16 protein-coding genes are annotated in these 20,888 nt (G+C 56.8%); 7 read left to right on the forward strand and 9 right to left on the reverse strand.

What is annotated here, in order from left to right; genetic code table 11:
* Positions 1–11: 11 nt before the first annotated feature.
* Positions 12–5,990, reverse strand: coding sequence for an autotransporter outer membrane beta-barrel domain-containing protein (locus tag H7K56_RS07555; protein ID WP_150360311.1), 5,979 nt, complete (start codon positions 5,988–5,990; stop codon positions 12–14).
* 300 nt (positions 5,991–6,290) lie between these two features.
* The gene (locus H7K56_RS07560; protein ID WP_150058972.1) at positions 6,291–7,418 is read right to left on the reverse strand and encodes an acyltransferase family protein; all 1,128 of its coding nucleotides are present in this window, start codon (positions 7,416–7,418) and stop codon (positions 6,291–6,293) included.
* 570 nt (positions 7,419–7,988) lie between these two features.
* On the opposite strand from H7K56_RS07560, the gene H7K56_RS07565 reads away from it, so the two are divergent.
* The 3 genes from H7K56_RS07565 to H7K56_RS07575 all read left to right on the forward strand — a co-directional run bounded on the left by H7K56_RS07565 (position 7,989) and on the right by H7K56_RS07575 (position 9,750).
* Positions 7,989–8,789 carry an SGNH/GDSL hydrolase family protein gene (locus tag H7K56_RS07565; RefSeq protein ID WP_150360312.1) on the forward strand — a complete coding sequence of 267 codons (801 nt, stop codon included), beginning with the start codon at positions 7,989–7,991 and terminating at the stop codon, positions 8,787–8,789.
* 168 nt (positions 8,790–8,957) lie between these two features.
* Positions 8,958–9,368, forward strand: coding sequence for a GNAT family N-acetyltransferase (locus H7K56_RS07570; protein ID WP_249042702.1), 411 nt, complete (start codon positions 8,958–8,960; stop codon positions 9,366–9,368).
* A gap of 10 nt (positions 9,369–9,378) precedes the next feature.
* A complete protein-coding gene (locus H7K56_RS07575; RefSeq protein WP_021509073.1) occupies positions 9,379–9,750 on the forward strand; it encodes a RidA family protein in 372 nt (123 codons plus the stop codon).
* 345 nt (positions 9,751–10,095) lie between these two features.
* Here H7K56_RS07575 and H7K56_RS07580 read toward each other — a convergent pair whose 3' ends face one another.
* Complete coding sequence (locus tag H7K56_RS07580) at positions 10,096–11,040, reverse strand: AraC family transcriptional regulator (protein ID WP_150360314.1); 945 nt, start codon at positions 11,038–11,040, stop codon at positions 10,096–10,098.
* Between the two features lie 99 nt (positions 11,041–11,139).
* Here H7K56_RS07580 and H7K56_RS07585 point away from each other — a divergent pair, with 99 nt between their 5' ends.
* The gene (locus tag H7K56_RS07585) at positions 11,140–11,886 is read left to right on the forward strand and encodes an SDR family oxidoreductase (protein ID WP_021509071.1); all 747 of its coding nucleotides are present in this window, start codon (positions 11,140–11,142) and stop codon (positions 11,884–11,886) included.
* On the opposite strand, the gene H7K56_RS07590 is transcribed toward H7K56_RS07585, so the two are convergent.
* Together H7K56_RS07590 and H7K56_RS07595 are read right to left on the reverse strand one after the other, a co-directional pair.
* On the reverse strand, positions 11,883–12,311 hold the full coding sequence (locus H7K56_RS07590; RefSeq protein ID WP_182688997.1) for a nucleotide triphosphate diphosphatase NUDT15: 429 nt from the start codon (positions 12,309–12,311) through the stop codon (positions 11,883–11,885). The genes H7K56_RS07585 and H7K56_RS07590 overlap by 4 nt on opposite strands.
* 80 nt (positions 12,312–12,391) lie before the next feature.
* The gene (locus tag H7K56_RS07595) at positions 12,392–13,540 is read right to left on the reverse strand and encodes an MFS transporter (protein WP_150360316.1); all 1,149 of its coding nucleotides are present in this window, start codon (positions 13,538–13,540) and stop codon (positions 12,392–12,394) included.
* 110 nt (positions 13,541–13,650) lie between these two features.
* Between H7K56_RS07595 and H7K56_RS07600 the strand changes: the two genes are divergently transcribed.
* Both H7K56_RS07600 and cybB read left to right on the forward strand, forming a co-directional pair.
* Complete coding sequence (locus H7K56_RS07600) at positions 13,651–14,139, forward strand: MarR family winged helix-turn-helix transcriptional regulator (protein ID WP_150360317.1); 489 nt, start codon at positions 13,651–13,653, stop codon at positions 14,137–14,139.
* A gap of 87 nt (positions 14,140–14,226) precedes the next feature.
* Positions 14,227–14,766 (forward strand): cytochrome b561, encoded by a 540-nt coding sequence (gene cybB, locus H7K56_RS07605; protein WP_031280003.1) that lies wholly within the window; start codon positions 14,227–14,229, stop codon positions 14,764–14,766.
* A gap of 72 nt (positions 14,767–14,838) precedes the next feature.
* On the opposite strand, the gene H7K56_RS07610 is transcribed toward cybB, so the two are convergent.
* The 4 genes from H7K56_RS07610 to H7K56_RS07625 form a co-directional block, all read right to left on the reverse strand.
* Positions 14,839–16,779, reverse strand: a complete 1,941-nt coding sequence (locus tag H7K56_RS07610) for a methyl-accepting chemotaxis protein (RefSeq protein WP_021509066.1) — start codon at positions 16,777–16,779, stop codon at positions 14,839–14,841.
* Between the two features lie 463 nt (positions 16,780–17,242).
* Entirely contained in the window at positions 17,243–17,572 is a 330-nt protein-coding gene (locus tag H7K56_RS07615) for a YebG family protein (RefSeq protein ID WP_021509064.1), read from the reverse strand.
* A 76-nt stretch (positions 17,573–17,648) separates the two neighbouring features.
* Positions 17,649–18,443: an SIR2 family protein gene (locus H7K56_RS07620; protein WP_182688983.1), complete on the reverse strand. Its 795-nt coding sequence runs from the start codon at positions 18,441–18,443 to the stop codon at positions 17,649–17,651.
* On the reverse strand, positions 18,440–19,000 hold the full coding sequence (locus H7K56_RS07625) for a non-canonical purine NTP pyrophosphatase (RefSeq protein WP_010618047.1): 561 nt from the start codon (positions 18,998–19,000) through the stop codon (positions 18,440–18,442). The genes H7K56_RS07620 and H7K56_RS07625 overlap by 4 nt, the downstream gene beginning before the upstream one ends.
* A gap of 372 nt (positions 19,001–19,372) precedes the next feature.
* On the opposite strand from H7K56_RS07625, the gene H7K56_RS07630 reads away from it, so the two are divergent.
* Positions 19,373–20,731 (forward strand): putative bifunctional diguanylate cyclase/phosphodiesterase, encoded by a 1,359-nt coding sequence (locus H7K56_RS07630; protein WP_132463059.1) that lies wholly within the window; start codon positions 19,373–19,375, stop codon positions 20,729–20,731.
* The last annotated feature ends 157 nt before the right edge of the window (positions 20,732–20,888 follow it).

Consider the following 20,888-nt stretch of genomic DNA (forward strand, 5'->3'; position numbering starts at 1 on the left):
CGTTTAAGCGATCAAAACGACCAGCGTACCCCGGCATTGTAGCGCCAGCCTTTGACGCCGTTGCCGGCAATCTCTTTGCGGTAATCCGCCTCGGCATACAGCGCCACGTTGTTGATCAGCGTCGCCGTGCCGCCGAGGCCGACGTCCCACATCTGGCCAAATTTGCCGCTGCTGAAGCTCTGGCTCAGGTCGCTGTCGCTGGCGCCGACCCTGACCTGCGCCGTACCGCCCCACCCGCGATAATAGTTAGCGCGCAGATACGGCGTGTACTGGTTCTGACTGCTGTCCTGCCAGCTGCGCGCCACACGTGCGCCGAGCCGGCCAATGGTTTGATCGTAATCGTTATAGGAGACGCGCGCGCCGTCAGCATCGGTAAAACTGTCCATGTTCATACGCAGCCAGCTAACCTGTGCCTGCGGTTCCAGGCGCACATCACCCGCCAGCATCAGCGGATAGCCAGACTCGACTGACGCCGTCCAGCCGTGCCCTTTGGGTTTGGCGACCGCTTTCTGCCGCGCAATGTCGGTTTCGCCACGGTAGTCGCTCCAGCTCAGCGAACCATCCACATACCAGCCACTGCTGCGCAGCCAGGTGCCATAAAGTGACAACGTATCGCTATCAAAGCTGGTGGAGCTGTAACCGTCAGCGGCATGCGGGCGAATACGCGTGTTACCGCGCGTATAGGCGACACCGCCGCGCACGCTGTCTTCAGCGCCATCGGCGCGCAGCAGGTTGCCGCCGATCTGAACGGCGCTGTAGTTGAGGTCGAAATCATATCCCCAGGCGTCCAGGCCGCGATTGCTGTGATACTGTAAATCCGAGCCAAGGTAACGGATAAACATCTCTGCGTTGTCCTCAGGCTGCTGGCGCAGTTCGCCGAGACGCTTATGCAGATCGTCAGTGACTGCCAGCGAGTAGTACGCCAGCCCGACCGGTGCGGAGATCCAGGACGGTACCTGCGGCGTAACCGCCGGACGCACCGCCTTAACCGCACTGCCCGCCTGCGGCTGGCACAGCGAGCCATCGCTGCAGATGAAGTTGTTTGCCAGACGATAGTCCCATACGTTGCCGCCTGCGCTACTGCCCGGTGCAAAGCTGTACAGACCATACTGCCACGGCCCGGCTGCCACATAGCCATTGCTCAGCCTGAAGCTGTCGGCGCTGGCGCTGCCGGTCACCTGCACCAGCGAGACGCCTTCGCTGGCCGCGATGACATTGTCGCGATTGCTGTCCAGCAGCCCGCCGCCCTGCAGGCGGTCATCTACCCAGATGGTGCCGCTGGCGTTACCGTTAACACGTAGCACGTCGCTGTGGGTGGCTGTCGAATTGAGTTTCAGACGGCCCTGCGCGGAGGCCAGACTACCTTCGACGGTCAGGGTATTTGCCGCCACATTGCCACCGTTGGTCAGGTCGAGCGTGCCGGCATTATTTACCACCAGCGAATCATTGCTGGCCCCCTGCAGCCGCGCGTTGACGCCATCGCCGGCGAACAGTGTGGATCCGGCATCGATATTAATGGTGCTGTGCGCCAGTTTAATGTTGTCGCTCAGCGTCCACTGCGTATCGATGAAGTTCAGCGTGCTCCAGCCCGCGCCGAGGTTGGTGCCTTTGGTGAGGTCGTCCTGCCGGAACGAACCGCCGCGCGCATTGAGCTGGCTAAGATTCAGCGTGCTATCCGCGCCGCCGCTGGTGATATGACGGGTCTGGTTCAGACTGATAGCCTGCACCGTCGCCTGATTCGCACTGCCGTCGCCCATACTCAGGCCGCCATCCAGCGTGCCGCCCGTGACCAGCAGCGTATCGCTGCCGTTACCGGTGTTCACTTCGCCCGTGACGTTGCCCGCCAGCAGTGCCACCACATCACGGGTCGCGCCGCCTGCCACTACCACCTGATCGGCGTACGGCGCATCCAGCGTGCCCTGGTTGATAAACACCGTCTCGCCGCCGCGCAAATCAATGAGCGGTGCGACGCGGCTTTGTGAGCGGATGGTGCCCTGGTTGATCACCTGGCTGGCGCTGCGGGTGACAATCGCCGAACCGCCATCAGCATCGCGGATATCAATCAGGCCTTGAGCAATCACCCGTCCACGGGTGTTGGCACGCACGCCGGTGCCGCTGCCGTTGACTTCAATGCGGTAGTCGCGCCCAATCACTAAATCGTTGCCCGTGGTCGATCCATCTGCGTTTTCAAAACGATAGCCGGTACCGCCTGCGCCGACGTGAATCTGCGCGCTACCCGCCGGATCGAACGAGGTGGCAGAGCGAATGCCGGTGCCACCGTTAGCCTCGAAGCGCACATTACTCAGCGAAATATCACTGATGCCGGCGCGATTGTTCAGCGCAGTGCCGCTGCCGTAAGCGCCGATGATGATGTCGTTGGCTTCAAAGCGCTGCGCACCGCTGTCGAGCAGCAAACCATCGGCTTTGCCGTAAGCCGCCAGCGTGCTGGCCCCCTGCCCGTCGCCGTAAATTTTCATCGCGCCGCCGGAGCCCACGCGCAGCGCGGCGGTGCCGTCATTCACACGTAAGGTACTGTCGACCGGTACATACTGGCCATAACCGCTGCTGACATCCACGCCGGTGCCGCTGGCGACGCTAACCGTGCCTCGGTTGATAAAGTTACCGCCATCGTGCACCCGGGCCCCGGTACTGTTGCGGCCACGCAAATCCACTACGCCCTGCTGCTGATTAAACAGGCGCGCGTCGCCGCTGACATCAAACGCCGTGGCGTTGTGCCCGGTGCCGGTGATGAGCGAGGCGGCGTAGACCTCGGTGCCATCGCCCGACGCCTGCGCGCCGAGGGTGTTTTTGCCGTTCAGCGCGATTAGGCTGGTAATAATCCCCTGCGCGCGATCGCTGGCGCGCAGCACGGTGGCACCCTTACCGGTGACCTGATAAACATCGGTGCTGGATACCAGCGCATCCGTCCCGCTGGCCACGATGCCGGTGCTGTCACTGCCGCTCAGCGTGACGTTGCCAAAGCCCTGGTTGTACAGCCACGCGCCGTTGCGGATTTCATACAGCGTCGAGTTACGACTGCTGACATCAATCGGGCTGCCGTTGACGATCAGGCGTGAGCCGGGATCAAAAGCCTGATAGCCGATCTGCTGTGCGTCGTGGAACACCACACGGCTGTTCGCGCCCAGCGTAATACGACCGCCGGCAAAGGCTTTCGCGCCGACCACGTTATCACCGTACAGATTAATTGTGCCGTTCTGGTTAATCCGCCCCAGCTGGTGATACGAGACCGCACCGAAGGTGGTGGTTTGCTGGGTGCTCTGACCGCTGTAGAGATTAAGCGTGCCGCTATTGTTAATCTCCGTCAGGGTTTTGCCGTCGCCGGCGCCTGGATAACCATCGGCGAACAGCGCCCGGCCGTTACGCAAAATGTTGATATCGCCGCGGTTGTCGACCGTTGCGCCATACTGCGCGTAGATACCCGTTACGCCTTCCCCCCGCAGGGAGATAGCGCCGCGATTCACCAGCCGCGCATGATTCATCACGGTAAACGGCTGCTGGTTATTGGCGCGGCCGTCTATCGCTGCCTGATTGATCAGTAAAGTGTTCGGATCGAACTGCGTATTAGGGTTAACAACGTTACCCTGCAGCGTATAGCGATTACCGTCAGCGATGGCGACGCGGGCATCAGACCCGTTGAGGTGAATACGCGTTGCGGCATCAATGGTGGCGCGGGCGCCATCAGTAATGGTCAGCCCGCTGGCAAAGCTGGCGATGTTCAGCGTCGCGCCGTGGGTATTAATGTCAGTGCCGGCACCGCTGCCGTACACACCGGTCGCAAAAGGGCTGTTCATCGACAAAGTCAGGCCGCGCCCGTCAAAATCCGCTCCCTGCTCGACGCGAAAAATCGTGCCGTTCCACACGGAGGCGCTGTAGCGGCCGTTGGCCGGCAGATTAATGCGTGCATCCGGGCCGATACGGTAGAAACTGATCTGTCCGCTATCCAGCATGCTGTCGCTGCCGTAAGAGGTGGGAATGGCGCGGGCGCTAACGTTGACCGTTGCCTGGCCTTCAGCACGAATCCCGATGCCCGCTTTGCCGCTGAGCCGGATTGGGCCGGTGATATCGGCACTGGCGTGACCGCCCGGTTCGCCAGTTACCCACACCGCCGTATTGTTGGTGCCGCCAAAGCGGTCGGCGTCACCCGCCACGTTGATCGCGCCGCTGGAGAAGGCGTGCGCCTGATTGCCCGCCGTGGCGATCACTTTCAGGCCGGTGCTGTTATAGCCATTCAGATTGAGGGTACCGCGGTTGCCCACCTGGCCGCCGCTGCCGGAATCCATCGCCAGCATGGCGATATTTTCACGCGGCAGCGCCTGCGCCATACCGTTGACGTCGATAACACCGTTATTCAGGGATACCGCGTTGGGCCCGGCCTCGATGCGCATGCCAACGGCGTTTTCGACTTTTGAGCCAATAACAATGCGACCATTATTGATGGCGCGGGAATCCAGCAGACCGGAAATGGCGCTGATGCCACCGCCGAGGCTGACCGCGACATCCTGCGTGACGTCGCCCTTGTGATTTTGCGGCGTGCGGCCGAGGTAAATCGTGCCATCGCGCGCGTTGACGAAGCTGCCCTCGCCGCTGAAACTCACCGCCGCTGCTGAGGAGCCGTTCGCTACATTGTGAATGCCGATGTTAATATTGCCGTGGTTGACCGCGCTGCTGCTGCCGAGGAATAAGCCGGCGGTGCCCCACGGCGCATCACCGATATGCACATTGAGCACGCCATTATTGCGGAACTCACTGTCATAAATCGCGGACACCGCTGTGCCCGCATAGCCGAGAGAATCCTCCGCCACGCCGCGTCCATTGGCGGCGTTGAAAAAACCGCTGTTGATGACACCATTATTGATACCGCGCGCGCCGCTGATCAGCTCCAGCGCGCCCGCTTCGGATGAGAGCGCGTTACTGGTCGCCAGTTTTCCGGCGATAATCGCCGTTGCACCGTTGCTGGCGCGCATCACGGCGCTGGCGCTGTTGGCCACTTCCAGCGTTTTGCCGCGATTGATTTTCACACTGGCTTTCGCGCCATCGGCGCTCAGCACCACCTGATCGCCGAGTGCGGCAGCCACTTCATCATCGTAATTACCGGTGCTCATGCGGTAAACCACACGACCGTCGCGCAGGCTGAACGCCTGGTTCAGCGCGGCGTTATAACTTTCCGGGCTCAGGTTGCCGCCGCTAATCTGGTCAATCAGCCAGTCGTTATAGTTACGCAATTCATTGAGGTTACTGACGTAATAGGCGTTGCTGCTGCCATCCTTAAGCGTGACATCAAACAGACCGGCGTAGGTCACCACGCCTCCGGCATCAAATGCCAGCCGATCGCCACCGTACGGCGGCGTGGCGGCGGTAAAGCGGATGCGGTTATTACTGTCCCAGTTAATCTGGCCGTTATTACTGCTGGCAAATAACTGACTCTGTTTGGCCGCCATTGACCAGCGATTGGTGCTGGCGTTAGCGGCTGCGCCTTGCTGACCAATATTGATATTTAACCGGCCATTAGTGACTGTCGCCACGCGCGCATCAATATATTGTTTATCGTTCACATCATAATAATCTGGCACTACCGTAGCGCCATTAATTTCCGCCGGCGCAATCATTTCCGCACTGTTATAAACCTGATAGACACGATAACTGCCTGTTTCTTCATCCGGAATACCAATAGCATAATTTTGTGCACCGAGTTGCAGGCGGGGCTCGCCGATTAAATTGTCATTAATAATACGCCCAACCTTTTGTAGTTCACCCAGCGTGACGCTGCTCATGCCACTTTCTCCAGCGGTAAAGCGCGGCACGCCGCTCAGCGTCTGGGTGGAACCATTACATAAGCAATAAGCGCCAACTTTATTGTCGTTGCGCTCGGGAGTGAAAGGTTTTAATACCACCGCCGATACCGGTGTGGCAGGCAGCATTAAGCCCTGCGCAGCAAGCAGGCTTAGTAACAAGGGATTTAATTTAAACACACTATTGTCCTCACCAGAGAAAAGACAAATGCCGCACAGCGAATGCGCAGTGCGGGAAAATAGCGAAGCGAAATATATTGTCGTAATAGGTTACGGCTGGAAATCCGTTGAAATGAGTATTACCGCGATCAGCTTAAAACGTCCAGTTTGACTTAAGGAATTGTGATGACGGCGATAAGCTTTAGGAATTGCGCTAACGGCCTGAGATAATTATCTGGAACTAAAAATGCGGAAAATGGCAAAAATCAGATGGCGGGAAATAATACCCGGCACGCCAGTGGCGGCCGGGCATGATGACAATTACAGTCGCGCTTCGACCGGCACCGCCACCTTTTTATCTTTCGGCTTGAGGCCAAACATGAACGAGGCGAAGCGTGAACGTTTGACGATGGCGTAACACACCGCGCTCAGCGCAATGCCGAGGGCAAAATCGATCAGGACATACAGGACTGACAGGTTATCCGGTAACCAGACATCCAGCAGCCATGAGAAAATGATCACCACCGGATAGTGCAGCAAATAGATGATCAGCGCGGAATCCACAATCGCCGTCAGAATGCGACTCTCTTTCACGTTGATACGTTCGAAGCTAAACACCAGCCAGTAGGACAGCATCACCGACAGCACGCTGCCCAGCATCACCGGCACATATTTCATCACCCCGGTGATGTGGTTGTGCGCGACGACATAGCAGGCGGCCCACACCGCCAGCACCAGCGCGGCCACCAGCCAGCCATTCATCAGTTTACTGTTGGCGTACCGGGCAATTTTCTCGCGGTTGACGTATAACGCAAAACCGGCGGTGTAGTAGACGAGGAAGCGTGCGGTCACCGGGATGAGCTCGACAAATTCACCGCGGCCTTTCACCAGAAACTTCAGCACGAAGCAGGCGTTACCGAGAACCACCAGCGTGGCGATCAGCATTGGCAACGACATTTTGCCCAGCTGACGGGCGCTCCACTGATAGAACGCGCCGGGTACCAGCAGCGACATCACCGACAGCGACACGAGGAACCACAGGTGGTGCATCATGGTATAGCTGTTTAGCCAGCCTTCGAGACTCAGCGGGGTGTTATTCATCTGTCCCGCGATAAAATACATCAGCGGCGGAATAAACAGATAGGCTGATATCAGCGGAATCAGGACGCGCTTACGGCGATTATCCGTAAAGAATTTCTGCCCTTTGCGCAAAATAATCAGCGCGGAGAACATGCCCGAAAGAAAGAAGAACACTTCCATCCTGAAGGTGTGCACCATGCTCAGCAGTGCCGTGAATATTTCCGAGGGATCGCGCTGCGCGACATAATACCAGCCATTCTCACCCGGTAAACTCCGTGAGGCGTGTAATAACACCCCTTCCAGAATTAGGCCGGCACGCAGCAGATCCAGGCCAATATTGCGGCTGGATAAAAAGGATTCTGTTTTCACATTGCACATCCTGAAATGAGTTGTAACGCAATCATAATGATTCAGTCAGAATGCTAACACCGGATTAATCTGTATACATTATGTTTAGAAACGTTTCGGAATTTCGCCATAGTGTAAAGAATGTCACTGTGCAATGGCCATAAAGCTTAAGCCAGAATGTTCTGATGGTAAAAGTTATCGTCAGGCAGCGCCTATTCGCTGCTAACCGCCGGATAAACAGCGAAAACCCGCTACTTTACAACAGGTTGTGGATTATCCAGTTCGACTCGCAGTGCGAAAATTCGCTAATCAAACGGCGTTATGTCCTGAAGCAACCATGATGTTTTAAGCAGGCGTCAATGCGGGATTTTCTGGCTGAAGAGTGACTGTTGGGTAAGGTTTGATTTTATGTAACTGTATTTAAATGACTTTTATTCAGCGGGCAGCTTTTGTCTCAGAGTTGACCTAATTTTCACCCCGCAACCGTGCTTTCGGATTGTTGACCCGCAATCTCCCCTGTTAAGGTAATTCACTTACAGTAAACAATCGATTCTCCATGTAACCTTGAGTATCAAAAGGCGGAAATTTGTTATGCAACGAGCGCTATCTGGCATCGTCACTTTGCTGATTACCACAGCCTGTCTGTGCAATAACGCATTCGCCGAAAGCGGCAAGCCCGATAATAACTTTATTATTGAAGCCTATGGCGGTTCCAGTACGCGCGGTGCCATGGCGATAAAGGAAAATGGCAAATTGCGCGCAATTTATATTAAAGACAATGAGATTGCTCTGATTAACCAGTGGCTACAGGAGAAGTATGGCGATGGCATTCGCGTAGTGAATAAAGGCGCGTCCTCATCGCAGGCCATGGACCTGTTAAATGGCAAATATTTCTACAAGAATAATAAAAGCTGGCGCGAAGAGATGAAGAAATCGCCGGCCAAAATCATTTTGCTGAATTTTGCCACCAACGATGCACGCCATTTCCATTTCCGCGATATAGAAAAGGATTACCAGGTTAGCCCGGATAAATATACCCAGGTGATGACACAGCTGATTACTATTGCCCGTGAAGAGGGTAAGCAGGTGATATTACAGGAGCCGCACCCGATTTGTGGCCGCGCGGAGAAATGGCACGTTGCACCTTACGTCACCAAACTGGACGCGCTGGCTAAAGCAGAATCGGTGCCGCTGGCGCGTCAGTATCAGCGCATCCTGCAGATGAAAGACTGGCAGTCGCTGATGTCACCCGACTGTATTCATCCGTCCGAACAGCTGTACCGCATGAAAGCAGAGGAAACTTTTTCGGTGCTGGTCTCCCACTTTAATACCGAGCTGGCTGCTGCCGGGCATGGCAAAACCCCGGATGGCGAGCAGGTGGCGAAACGCTAAGCCGGTGATTGGCTGACCGGTGAAAACGGCTTAACGCGATAGTGTAGCGACATATTAACGGTAGTCTTTACCACCACGCTGTGTTATCCCTCGGGTTGTCGCGGAGGGATAACAATGAATATCAGTTTACTGAGCCAGTGCCCGCAGTTGCTGGATACGGTGGCAACTATGCTTCATCAGGAGTGGTCCGGGTTTTCTCACTGGCGCGACCGGAGCGCCATACGTCAACGCCTGCTGATGCGCAACGCGCATCCGGCAAAAACGTTTACGCTGGTCGCGTTGAATGCAGAAAATGAAGTGCTTGCCACTGCCAGCACGATTCTTCACGAGCTTGATGACATCCATGAACGCCAGTTCTGGATGGGCGAAGTACTGACTGTCGCGGCACACCGCGGTAAAGGCGTGGCCTCTGCTCTGGTATTGCGTTTAATTGAAGAAGCTCGCCAGCGCCACATGCCAGAGTTGTGGCTGTATACGCCGGATCAGCAGGCATTTTACCGTCGCTATGGCTGGCAGGAAATCGAGCAGCGCATCGTGTCGTCAGAACAGGTTAGCGTGATGCGAAGGGAAATCTTTTAAGGAAAAGAAGGTGTTGGTACGTAAAAACTATCCAGAGCTGGGCGAAGTAAAAGCGCCTTACGTGCACGCCGTGAAGCATGGCGACACGCTTTACGTTTCGGGTCTGACTGCCTTCGCAACAACGGCGCAGCAGGCGGATATTGCTGCGCAGGCAGAAGTGATTTTTCAGCAACTACATACACTGGCTGCGCAGGAAAACACATCACTGAAAAACCTGATAAAAGTGACAATCTTTGTCACCTCCTTCACCGATATAAATGCATTGCGCGACGTGCTTTACCGGCATTATGGCGAACACCTGCCCGCCAGTTCACTGGTGCAGATTAGCCAGCTGTTTTGCCCCGATCTGAAAATCGAAATTGAAGCAATTATTGCTCTGTGATGAAGTTGTAATTCTTTGTTTTAACGATGCTTTGATTTAAAACGATTCTTGTATGGTTACCTGTTGCCTACACAAGTATTCCCTGGTCGCCATAAATGGCGACCCTACAGGGTAATTGCACGGTTTTGTAATGTGTTTTACGTCACCATAAATGGCAATCCTGGCGGTAACGGCACAGTTTTGTAACGTGTTTTAGGTCACCATAAATGGTGACCTGACAGGGTATGGCACTGTTTTGTAGAGTGCGCATTGATGCGCACCGGCATTAACAGGGTATTTTTGAACTGAACGGCATTGCACGTTTTATGGCGACACGTCTTACGCTGGCCGCTGCTCCGGGCGTGGTTAACTTACCCGGGCGATTGCTGGCTCAGCTTCTGCGGTGCCGCTGCGCCGTTCCGCGCCAGCGAAGCCGCTCGGCGTCTGGCCGGTGAAGCGGGTAAAAGCGATGCTGAAGGCGCTGGCCGAGCGGTAACCCACCCGTTCAGCCACGTCGGCTACTGACAGGCGACTGCTGCGCAGCAGATTTTTAGCCAGCGCCATGCGCCACGTCAGCAGATACGCCATCGGCGCCATGCCCACTGCATCGCGAAAACGTACGAAAAACGCCGAGCGCGATAGCGCCGCGTGTTTCGCCAGCTGGGGCACCGTCCAGCCATGGGCTGGCCTGGCGTGGATGGCGCGAATCGCCCCGGCCAGCCGCTCATCGGCCAGTCCCCGCATCACGCCAGGCGATGCATTCGCCGCGGGCATTGCGCGCAGCGCCTCGATCAGCAGTAATTCCAGCAAACGTTCCAGCACGATCTGCCGTGCCGGACGCTGTGCACGGCACTCATCCCTGACCAGCTGCACCAGCGTGGTCAGGCGCGATACGCCACGCACATGAATAAACTGTGGCAGTAACGAGACAATCAATTCCGCGTCGGGTGCGGCAAACTGGCAGTAACCAATCAGCGTCTGAACCTCGGCTGGCTGCTGCCGATCGCCAAGCCACACTTCGCCCGGCGCAAGCATCTCCGGCATCGAATCAGGCGCATCTGCGGCCGGTGGCTGCTCGCTGGTCATGCAAAACTCCCACGCAGCCGGAATCAGGACAAAATCCCCCTGCTCAAGCGCAACCGGAGGATGACCTTTCATTTCTAGTCGGGTGCGCCCCTCCAGCACCACGCAGTAAAACGGCTGGCCGGTCTCACTGCGCTGCACACGCCATAATCCATTGGCACGCGCGCGTTTGGAATAAGCCGCCCCGGGCTGTAACAGTGACACCATTTCGGCGAGCGGATCGATCATAATGGACTCCTGCAAATGAAACCAGGACTGTACGTTGTAGTGAGTCCGGTAGTGGCACTCTATAGTGAGCTCTTACCCAACGCAATGCAGGAGTGAACCATGAAAACAATTTTAATCACCGGCTGCTCTTCTGGTTTTGGTCATGCTACCGCGCTCTGGTTTCTGGAGCGCGGCTGGAAAGTCATCGCCACCATGCGCACCCCGCGCGCCGAACTGTTTCCCGAATCCGCCCATCTGCGCCTGCTGCCACTGGATGTCACCGATGCCGCCAGCATCAGGCAAACGCTGGCTGAAGCAGGAGAGATTGATGTGCTGGTCAACAATGCCGGCATCGGATTATTAACCTCGCTGGAAGGCGCGCCGATGTCCTCGGTGCGGGAAGTGTTCGAAACCAACACGCTGGGCACCATCGCCATGACGCAGGCGGTCATCCCGCAGTTCCGTGCGAAAAACAGTGGCATGGTGATCAATGTGACCTCGACGGTGACGCTGAAATCCCTGCCGCTGCTGGCGGTTTATACCGGCAGCAAAGCGGCAGTCAACGCCTTTACCGAGTCGCTGGCGCTGGAACTGCAACCCTTTAATGTTCAGGTGAGACTGGTATTGCCCGGGCTGGCACCCACCACCGACTTTGGCAAAAACGCCCGGCCGCGCATGGAAAACACCTTGCTTGAACCTTACCAGCCGATGTTTGATGGCATCATCGCCGGCATGCAGCAGCCCCAGCCAACCACTAAAGCACAGGACGTTGCCGCTGCCGTGTGGCGTGCCGCGACCGATCCCGCCGCACCGATGCGCATCCCGGCCGGAGAAGATGCCGAAGCCTCGATGAAGCAATACGGTTAGCGATCTTTACGCTGGGCCAGCGCCTGCAGTGCCGCCAGACCGTCGCGCGCCAGCCAGCTTTGCAGCGGCGCAAACAACGGTTCAGGCAGCTCCTCAGGCGCGAACCAGTGCCAGCCTGCGCACTTATCCGGTTCCCGCAGCTGCGGCTCACCGCTGGCGTCCGGCGCTACCATCAACAGCGTGATATAGTGGCGGTTGACCGCCGGAAACACATCGCTGACGAAGGCGCCGTTGTGTACGCTGTGCAGCAGTAAACCGGTCTCCTCCAGCACTTCCCGCCGTGCACAGGCTTCCGGTGATTCACCAAACTCCAGATGGCCGCCCGGCGCCGACCAGTCACCGGCACCGTGGCTGCCTTTACGCTGGCCGAGCAACAGCTTGCCATCGCGGAAAATTAATACGCCAACACCGACCTGCGGGGACATCATTGCTCCTGATTTATCGATACTCTCACTCTGCACGGTTTATAAAACAGCGTATTCCGTCTGACAATGGTTTCCTGCCGTTATCGCTGGGGTTTAAGTCGCAGCGCCATCAGCATCAGTAGCAACACGCCCGCCGCCATGATTTGCCACGCACTGTCGAGTGATGCCGCGCGATCGCGCACAATGCCCGCCATCAGCGGCATCAGCGCGTCCAGCATATAGCCGCCGCCCTGCACAAACGACAGCAGCGCAGTGGCTTCTTCCGGCGTACGGGCATGATCAAGTGTGACGATCAGCGATAGCGGAAACAGCGCACCGATCCCTAAACCCAGCAGCAGCGTCGGCAACCAGGCGCGTTCGCCGCCCAGCCACAGCAGTGCGAACAGCCCCAGCAGGATGGAAGCCAGCACCACCAGCAGCGGCCAGCGGCGATCGCGGCAGCGATGAATCAGCGCGGAGAGCATAAATCCGGCGGCGACTTCGGTCAGGGTTAATGCGCCCAGCACGTAGCCGCTCTGCGCCGGCAGCCAGCCGTGTTGCATGTAAAATGGCGGCAGCCACGCCAGCACCAGCGTGTAAGCACCGGTGCCGATGCCAAAAAACAGCATCAACAGCCAGGCGCGCGGCGTGCGGTGTACGCCGCCGGCCGGTGGCGTGTTTACCCTCGTGGTCACAGGCTGCAGGCGCAGCCACAGTATCAATGCGATCAGCGCCGGTAGCGACGGCAGCATCAGGGCGATCGTCAGTCCGGCATGGCTGGCGAGCGGTGCGGCGCTGGCTGCGGCCACTGCAGCTCCGGCCATAATACCGGTGGTGAACAGTGCCATTAACGTACCGGCACGCGAGGCGAAGTGACGTTTGATGAGCGCGGGCATCAGCGCCTGGATCAGCCCGATGCCGCAGCCGGCCAGCAGCGCGCTGGCGGTTAGCATGGTGGCACTGTGATCAACGCCACGCGCGCCACCCGCGAGCACCAGCACTATCAGGCCAGCGGTAATGCCGCGCGCTTCACCCAGCCTGCGCAGCAGCAGCGGCCCGGCCAGCGCCGCCAGCCCCATCATAATGACCGGCAGCGTCGTCAGCAGGCTCAGCTGTGTGGCACTGAGCCCTGCATCGTGTTGCAGTTGCAGGAACAGCGGTCCGATGGCCGCCATCACCGGACGCAAATTCAGCGCCACCACAAAAACCAGTAAAGCAAACATGCCAATAGCAGGTAAGGTACGATTCACATTCTGTCTCCATACGCCAAAGTATCTTAACGTTAAGATACTTTGCGGAAGAACGATAGCGGGTGCGCACAAAGCGACACATTGCCCGCCGTGAACTGATGAGAATTAACATGACTGACCACGTAGATTTTGTCGTTACGCAATGGGCCAGCGCCATGCCGGAGCTGGACGCCTCTTCCATGGCGATTTTTGGCCGCATGCTGCGCCTGATGAAGCTTCTGGCGAAAAAGCGCGCTGAGGCGCTGGCGCCCTTTGGTTTTCGCGACGGCGAATTTGATGTGCTGGCGACGCTGCGGCGTGCCGGCGCACCTTACCGGCTGTCGCCCACGCAGCTCTACAAATCGCTGCTGGTCACCTCCGGTGCCATGACCAACCGGCTTAACCGGCTGGAAGAAGAGGGATTGATTGCGCGTGTTGCCGATGCCGATGATAAGCGCAGCACGCTGGTGATGCTGACGCCGGCCGGCCTGGCAAAGATTGAGCAGGCGCTGCAGGTGCATACGCAAACGCAGAACGCGCTGCTGGCCACGCTGGACGATCGGCAGACGCAGCAGCTTGCCGCCCTGCTGCGTCAGCTGTTGCAGGCAGCCGAACAGTAAGCCGAACGGGATGTGGCAAAAAATGAATTAATTCAGCGCGTTTTTCGCTATGTTAAGCATCCCACACCGCTAATTTTCGGACTGGCTATGCGTAACAAATATGCCCCTGCGCAAATCTTTATTCACTGGCTGACGCTGGTACTGGTGGCCACCGCTTACTGCACCATGGAGTTTCGCGGCTTATTCACGCGCGGATCCTGGCAAGGTTATACCATGATCGTCGGACATTTCAGCGCCGGCAGTTGTGTGCTGTTGCTGATGCTGTCACGCATTGTGCTGCGTTTTCGCCATCGCAGCCCGAAAATCGAACCCCAGCCGCCGCACTGGCAAACCGGACTGGCGCATCTGATGCATCTGGCGATCTATCTGTTCTTTATCGTACTGCCGATTCTCGGCATCCTTTCGCGCTTCTACATGGGCCGTAACTGGTGGATTTTTGCGATTCCGATGCCGGTCAGCGCCAGCCCGGATCCCGACTTTGCCGATATGCTGAGCGACTGGCACGAAACCCTCGCGCCATACGGCTACTGGCTGATTGGTCTGCACGCGGCGGCCGCGCTGGTGCATCATTATCTGATTAAAGACAATACGTTGCTGCGCATGATGCCGTCACGGCGAAACGGATGAAAGGAATAAGACGGTCGCCTGACGTGGCGACCGTCCTGATTTACGCAGCGTGCCGGCGATCGGTCACCGACCTCAGCTGAGGTGAAAACGTCCCACGGTATGCGCCAGCTGTGCCGCCTGGTCTTCCAGCGAACTGGCGGCGGCTGACATCTGCTGGACCAGCGCGGCGTTCTGCTGGGTGGTGCCATCCATCTCGTTTACCGCGATCGTTACCTGGCTGATGCCGCGCGCCTGCTCGTCTGACGCGGTAACAATCTCGCCGATAATGGTGCGCACCGAGTTCACCGCCTGCGTCATCTCCTGCATGGTTTTACCGGCATCCTGCACCAGCTGCACACCGCTGCCGACACGCTGCCCGGACTCTTCAATCAGCGCAGCGATATCCTTCACCGCATTGGCGCTGCGCTGTGCCAGATTACGCACTTCCGACGCCACCACGGCAAAACCGCGTCCCTGTTCCCCGGCGCGCGCCGCTTCAACCGCGGCGTTGAGCGCCAGAATGTTGGTCTGGAAGGCGATGCTGTTGATAATGGCAGTGATGTCGCCGATTTTCTTCGCGCTGTCGTCGATTTGCGCCATGGTCTGCACCACCTGGCCCACCAGTGACTCACCGCGGCTGGCGATGTGCGTCGCGTTATCGGTCAGCGTCGTCGCCTGATGCGCGTTAGCAGCGTTGTGTTTTACCGTCGCGGTAATCTGCTCCATGCTGGCGGCAGTTTGTTCCAGTGCGGCCGCCTGCTCTTCGGTACGTGACGCGAGGTTGAGGTTGCCGCTGGCGATTTCACCTGCGCCCTGGCGTACCGACGCGCTGGCATCCTGAATCTGCCCGACAATCTCGCGCAGCTGATTTTGCATAGTGTGCAAGGCGAAGAACAGACTGCTGCTGTCGCGCGCTTTCAGCGGGATAGCGTTATCCAGTTTGCCATCGGCCACCGCCAGCGCAATGGTGGCTGCGGTCAGTGGCTCACCGCCAATCGGCTTCAGCACTTTGCGACTAAATACCAGCCCAAGCAGTGCGCACACCACCAGGATACTGATCACCATTAAAATCACCGCGTTAATCAGCTGACGGTGCGCCGCTTCCATCACCTTGCTCACCGGGGCCACCACGCCGAGATACCATTTCTGATCGCTGTTACCGATCACCACCGGCCGCCAGGCCACCAGCGCATCCTCGCCCAGAATAGCGTCATGCTGTTCGGTGACCGTACTGCTGAAATTATGTGTGTCGCCCTTCCAGGCTTTGCTGGTCTGGCTTTTGTCCGGATAAGACACCACATTGCCCGCGCTGGAGAGCAGCATGGCGTAACCGCTGCCTTCCCACGGTTTGATGCTGTTCACTTTTTCCTGCAGTGACGCCAGTGAGATATCGGATGTCACCACTCCCCACAGTTTGCCCTGGCTGATAATTGGCGCGGCCACCGAGGTCAGCAGCGTTGGCACACCGTTATAGGCATAGCTATAAGGTTCGATCAGCGTATCTTTCTGGCTTTTCTGCGGCAGCAGATAGTAATCGCCCTGGCCAGGCGTAAAGATTGAGGTCAGCGGATGCAGGGCAAAATTGCCGCCCTGGTCGCGATCGACGAAATAGGCGTAACGTCCTTTAGGTGCCGCGCCAGCCTGAGAGGCAAACTCAGCATCGCGTCCGTCAAACGCGTTTTCTTCGAAGATGACCGAAATAGAGAGATAGTCCGGATTATCACGCAGTGCAGAGACCAGCAGCTTATCGGCCACTTTGCGGTCCTGCACGCCGGCAGCCGGCAGGGCAATCAGACTGTGGCCGAGGTTGTGTGCGACATCGCGTGCGTAACTCAGCTCCTGCTGGATTTGCAGCGCCTGACTCTGCGCAATCTGCTGTAAGTAACTTTCCGCCAGCGATTTTTGCTCATTGCTGGACTGCCAGCTGAGCACGCCGATAGTCACGGCGAAGCCGAGGGTGATGGTTAAGGCGCCCGTCAGCAGCATTTGTGTGCGGGTGCTCATTTTTTTCTTATTAGATACGGTTGTGGCCATGTCGGCGCTCCTGGTGTTGACACTTTATTACTGAAAAAGAATCACGCCCTGTGCACCTGCATCCCTGTAATCACTCTATCGGCGCACAATCCGGGAACTTGATGGCCTGGCAGGTCAGATCAGAAAACCATCAACCGCTGTTGCGGCGTTGAGTCGCCATTAAAAACGCTAAGACGATGCAGTAAAAAAGAGGGAATTTGATCTGGCGCAAGATCGCCACTTCGTTGTGCTGTCAGGTTATTGCGTACGGGCGTAACGCGCCGCATAACAAGAGGAATGCAACATGGCAGGTAAATTGAGTCTGGCAGGGTTAATGGTGGTCTGGCTGGTGTATGTGGCGTGGATGGTCAGTTACTACTCAGGCACCTTCTCTCTTTTCACGCACTGATCCTTTGCATGGATCCCAGGCCAGCACAGAGGCTGGCCCGGATTCAGCAGCAGTACAAAGCGAACGCGCGGTTCCTCAGGCGGCTTTGACCGCACGCACCTTCTTCTCTTTTTCCGGCACAGCCGTATCGCTGTCGTCAGCAGCGGTTTCGCCGCTGTCTTTCACCGCGTCCGGCAGTTTGCTGGTGCGCAGAATGTGTTGCACCGCGTCTTTCTGTTCGGCCAGCAGCATACCCAGCGCTTCGGCCTGGGCCTCATCCATCGCTGGCTGATGTTGCTGCAGCCAGTCGGTGAACGCGTCGGCCATATCGAGCATCTTGTCCCATGCATCTGCGTCTTTTTTATTGGCAAACGTCATCTTCTCTTCACCCTTTCTGACCACAACATATTTGGTTTCGACTGCCATGATGCACCTCATTTACTGTGTTTATATACAGTATATTTCATTCAGCTTTTTTAGCCAACGATTTTCTGCTTGCCGTTTAAGCCAGCAGCTCTTCGAGGAAGGTTGCCAGCGCTTTGCGCGGATCGTCCTCTTCAGACACGATCATTTCAATGCCCCACTGCCCCAGTACCTCTTTCGCCACCGGATTATTACGGTTGGTGAACAGGTAGGATTTAGGCCGTGCGGTCGCCAGCCCGGTGCGGCCCCACATTTTGGTCAGGCGATAAAACAGCAGGCGGATATTGAAATCGCTGATGCTGTAGCCAACAAACAGCACGGAGTTACCCATGACGTCATGGGTCAGTTTGATATCCAGCGGCGATTCAAAATAGAGCCGCTCAAAGTAGCTGCTCTCATCCAGCACGATGGAGGTATCATCGTCAAAATCGCCATGAAGTTTAATAATATGGCGCTTATCTTCAGTCAGCGACACCAGATCGGCGGCGTTAGCGACCTTGCTGTACGGCACGTTGTGCGCTTCATGCGCCATCTCCAGCCAGCGGTCGTAATTGGTGGTATAGATGCGCGAGAAATTGCCCTGGGTGATCATGGTGTGAATTTCAGAGCTGCGCACGTCGATATCCGGACGGTGCCACTCGCGATCCATCCAGCTGCGCAGCGGGCCGAGCGAGCCTTTGCGCTGTTTGTAATACTCCGCCAGCGACAAATGGGTGCCGTAGGTATTGAAGATCTTCGGATCGTAGCCCAGCTCATTAGCCAGATGTGCAATCAGCTCGTGCCACTCCGGCAGTCCGAGATTGCGTGAGATGCCCGCACCGGCGAACAGAATCAGTTTGCCGGCATCGTAAGCGCGTTTGAGTTCCGGTTTCATGCCAGTCCCCGCGAAGTTTTCAGAAAGGTGGCAAAGCGATCCAGCGCCAGGCGGCGCATCGAGATTTCGTTTTTCAGTTCGCCCATTTCAGCGAATGTCTGGGTGTGCCCTTCCGGGATAAACACGCAGTCCCACTGAAATTCGCGTGGCCCCGCCGGCTCCCGGGCAATGGTGCCGCGCAGCTGGCCTTCAAACTGGTACATTTTGCGCCCGTCACAGTAGCCGAGGACGGTTTTGGCGGTCACGCCCGGGCTGTCCAGCCCGTTCACCAGTTTGGTAAAGCGTTCCGCGTTCAGCCGGCTCCAGAAGATGCGCGTCAGACCGGCGGGCAGGCCATTGAGCCCATCCAGATACAGACCGGTATGCTCGACAAACAGCGGGCGGCCAATGATTGAAAAGGCTTTAGTCAGTTTGTCACGAACCAGCTCCACCTCATTTTCGGTCTGAATCTCTTCAATACGGCGCGCAATGGGCACCACTTCGACACCCACCGGCTCAAGGATGGTACGCACCTCGGCCAGCTTGAGTTCATTAGCAGATAAGAAACGAATTTTCATTGCAATCAGTATGTTGAAAGTGGGTTAGTCCAACCTGGTGACGCGTGTCCGGCTGCGGTTCCGGCTGTTATTGTCCGGCACGCTGTCGCCGCGCCGCGTGGTCATTCTACTCTGCGGCGACGTCACTGGCGAGGAACAATCGGGTCGCGCTGCGCGCGCCTTCGCCGGTATAGCGCATCGCTTATCGCTGGCGGCGTTAAATATTGCACCTGAATGCGTTAATAGCGCTATTTGACGCCGCTTATGTCAAATATAAAAATCCGCGCTTAACGCGCAAATAATCTGAAAACAATTATGACAGTCGTCTCGCTTAAATATATTATGTGGCGTTTACACCTTCACGCGTCATGACAATAAAACCCGGAACCGTTTATGAACCCTTTGTTGAGTTCAGCCTGGTCGCGCATCCGTAATCTGCCCTTCATTTTGCAGGGTGATAGCCCGGAAAAAAAGCTCCGCCTGACGCTGCTGATTGCCGGCGTCGCCAGTATCGTGGCTGGTATCTTTATGGCAACACTGAATTTCAGTCGCGGTCATCATGACATTGGCTGTCTGTATATCGCCAGTATAGCGCTGGGGGGCTACATCATCATCGGCGCCTTCAGCGACCGGCTGGAGCGGCATCTGGCGGTCATTACCCATGCGTTATTATTTACCATCATCGTGCTGTTGCTGGTGGATAATCACCACGCTGCCGGCAAGCGTTCAGAATATAACTATCTGGTGGCCTTGATCGTCGGTTCGGCACTGGTGTTGCGCCAGCAATCCTTTTATCTGAGTAAAATATTTCCGCTGCTGTGCCTGCTGTGTTATCTGTTTTTTGTCACCACCGGTCTGATCTGGGAAAATAATCGTTTTCATCTCAATATTCCGCAGGAAGCCGTTTTTACCGTTTTCAATTGTGCAGTGCCGGTGACGGCACTGCTGTCGACCGTGTTTACCTATGGCGGCAATTATTCCGCCACCGATCTTATCAAGCGCGAACTCGCGTCCGCCATCGAGCGCCAGCAGCTGGAGCTCTATTATCAGCCGCAGGTCGATGGCGACAAAAATCTCATCGGTTTTGAAGCGCTGCTGCGCTGGAAGCACCCGGAGAAAGGCTTTATCTCGCCGGAGGTGTTTATTCCGGTAGCCGAAAAAAGCGGGCTGATTATCGATATTGGCAAGTGGGTGCTGGAGCGCATGCTGCAGCAAATCGTCGAGTGGGATCGCGTGCTGCGGCTGCCCCCGCTGGTGTTTTCCATCAATATCAGCCCGCTGCAGTTGATGCACCGCGACTTCACCCATGACACGCTGCTGACGCTGTCGCATTACAAAATCCGTCCCGAGCGGCTAAAGTTTGAAATTACCGAGACCACTTTTATTTACGATCAGCAGCGCATTGGGGATGTCATCAACCACTTCAGCCAGTTAGGGATTAAATGGGCGATCGACGATTTCGGCGTCGGCTACTCTTCGCTTAAGTCGCTGAGTGATTTCGCTATTGATGATATTAAGATTGATAAGTCCCTGATCATGCACATTTTTGAAAACGAATCGGCAGCGATTGTGGTGCAAAAGACCATTGAGCTGTCGCGCGCGATGGGGCTGAACGTGCTGGCGGAAGGGATTGAGAGCGAGGAGTATTTCGAGCACCTGCGCAATAAGGGCTGCCATTTATTCCAGGGTTACCATTTTGCCCGCCCGCTGCCCGCCGCCGAAGCATTGCAGTGGATAAAAAAAGCAGGATAAACCGGGCGGGATGACGTATGGACGGATTGCTGTGTCCTCACGCAATACATCACATTGCACGAAACTGTAGCGGCGCGATTCATCGCGCGAATGTTCAGAAGCGCCATGCCCATCCCGGCATAGCGCAATAAATTGCGCCGCTACGCTACGTGCGAAG

It is taken from the genome of Pantoea dispersa (assembly GCF_014155765.1).
Classification (GTDB): domain Bacteria; phylum Pseudomonadota; class Gammaproteobacteria; order Enterobacterales; family Enterobacteriaceae; genus Pantoea; species Pantoea dispersa.